Origin of the sequence: uncultured Sulfuricurvum sp. (genome assembly GCF_937936435.1) — a bacterium.
GTDB lineage: Bacteria > Campylobacterota > Campylobacteria > Campylobacterales > Sulfurimonadaceae > Sulfuricurvum.
In genome coordinates this window covers 1-2,379 of sequence record NZ_CALDDG010000120.1, presented here as the reverse complement: position 1 = coordinate 2,379, position 2,379 = coordinate 1, and the positions used below count along the sequence as shown (strand labels likewise).

2 protein-coding genes are annotated in these 2,379 nt (G+C 47.0%); both read left to right on the top strand.

Annotated elements, in window-relative coordinates; genetic code table 11:
* Nucleotides 1-2: 2 nt before the first annotated feature.
* Complete coding sequence (gene glyS / locus Q0389_RS11200; RefSeq protein ID WP_298694190.1) at nucleotides 3-2,015, top strand: glycine--tRNA ligase subunit beta; 2,013 nt, start codon at nucleotides 3-5, stop codon at nucleotides 2,013-2,015.
* On the top strand, nucleotides 1,987-2,379 hold a 393-nt coding region (locus Q0389_RS11195), incomplete at its 3' end, for an FAD-dependent oxidoreductase (RefSeq protein ID WP_298694189.1). The genes glyS and Q0389_RS11195, both read left to right, overlap by 29 nt.

Below are 2,379 nucleotides of genomic sequence, written 5' to 3'. Positions count from 1 at the left end.
AAATCGGTGTCGAAGAACTCCCCGCCGTACCGTTGCTGAAAGAACTCCCTGAAATAGAGAAAAAATGGGCTGCCGTTCTGGAAAAAAATGCCCTTTTGGGAGAATTTGAATTTTATTACACACCGCGCCGTTTGGTACTGTGGCATCGCGAATTCAAGATTCGTCAAGACGACAGAATCGAAGAATTTTACGGAGCGCCGAGCGAAATAGCGATCAAAGACGGAGTACCGACTCCCGCAGCGTTAGGCTTTGCTAAAAAATGCGGTGTAGAGTTCGATCAGCTTTCACGTGCCGAAAAAGGGGGAAAAGAGGTCCTTTATTTTTCCCGCACCGTAGAAGGATGCGAGAGTGGCACTATTTTAGGGGAAATGATAGAACAATGGATCAAAAGCCTCAGCTTCGGCAAATCGATGCGCTGGGGAAGCAATCAAGAGAGTTTTATCCGTCCGATCCGCTGGATTAATGTCACATTGGGTGAAGAAGTGGTCGATATGGAACTTTTCGGCGTCCGCGCGGCATCGGAAACCTATGTCCACCGAATCAGCCATTTCGGGGCGAAAAAAGTCGATTCGATCCATCACTATTTCGATCTTCTCAAAGAGGGTTCCGTCGATCTTTATCCGCAAAGCCGCCGCGAATCGATCTTGGCCAATTTTGCCAAACTTGAAAAAGAACACGGAATTACTATCGAAATCGATGAAGATTTACTCGATGAAGTTGTCGCTATTACCGAACATCCTACACCATTGCTCGGCAAATTTGACGAAAACTTCCTTGAACTTCCGCCGGAAGTTATCATCACCTCGATGAAAGAGCATCAACGCTATTTCCCTGTTTTTAAAGAAGGAAAATTGATCAATGCGTTTGTCGTTGTCTCCAATGCTCTGTGCGACGATTTTTCTAAAGTTGTCGAGGGGAATGAGCGCGTTCTTCGTCCACGCCTCTCCGATGCATTGTTCTTCTACCGCAACGACCTCAAAAAAGGGCTTAGTACCGCAGGGTTAGAGAAAGTCGTCTTTATGAACGGTTTGGGGACATTGGCTGAAAAAATCAAGCGGGAAAAAGTGGTCGCATCGACTATTGCCAATCTCATATATGGTAATATTAATCCAAGTGATTTGGATCGTGCGATGGAGTTGGCAAAAGCCGACTTGATGTCGGAGATGGTGTATGAATTTACTGAACTTCAGGGGCTTATGGGGTATTACTACGCACTGGCACTCGGTGAATCTGCCGATGTTGCTACGGCGATCAAAGAACAGTATCTCCCTACGGGTGAAGAGAGCGCACTCCCTTCTACCATGCTTAGTGCCATCGTTGCGATGTCGATGAAAGTCGATACACTGATCGGTATGTTCAGCATCGGTGAGATTCCGACCGGTTCACGCGATCCGTTCGCTCTTCGCCGTGCCGTCAACGGGATTATCAAAATCGCCGTAGCGCACCAAATTCCGCTTAATTTTTCTAGTCTGATCGATCAGCTCTCAAACCTCTACCCGCAAGGTAAAGAGTACAAAAAGAATATTGAGACGTTTATCATCGAACGTTTGGCGGGAGCCTATGTCGGTGTTAATCCGTCTATTATTCAATCCGTCGTTGCCAAAGACGCTTCTGTAGAACTCGATGTCCTCGAAATCGATCGTAAAATCCGTGCCGTCAATACTATCGCGTCATCCGATTCGTTTATCGAAGCATTTTCTACCTTTAAACGGGTTAGCAATATCCTCAAAGACGAAGCGATGGACAAAGGTTTCAGCGTCAACGCGTCGTTGTTTGAAAACGATGCGGAACGCAACCTATACGCTGCAGCTACGTCTGCTATCTCTGGAAGCTACGAAACCCTCGAAGAGCGTTTGGATGCGCTCTTCGGACTCAAAGCACCTTTGGATACTTTCTTCGACAACGTTATGGTTAACGCAGAAGATTTATCTGTTCGTGCCAACCGTAAAGCGCTGGTCGGAATGATCTACGCAGAGATTTACTCGATTGCCGACATCAAAAATATCACCTTATGATGTCATCATCATCGGTGCGGGAGTAAACGGCTGTTGTAGCGCCTATACTCTCCGTCAGGGCGGTATGCGGGTCGCTTTGGTCGATCAGGAAGGAATTGCGGCCGGCGGTAGCGGTGCGGCAGGAGCCTTTATCTCCCCAAAAATCTCCAAAGCAGGCGAGCTGAAAGAAATCATACATCAGGCGCAAGCTGAAGCACTCGACTTTTACACCTCGTTTTTTCCGAAATATACCCTTGTCCGTCCCCTTTTACATATTGCCAACAGCTCCAAGGAAGGGGAAAAAGTCGAATCATTCAAACGTGAAACCGATTTGAAACATTCTCACCTCCCTCATAAAATCGAAACCATGCTAAGCGATGAAGCG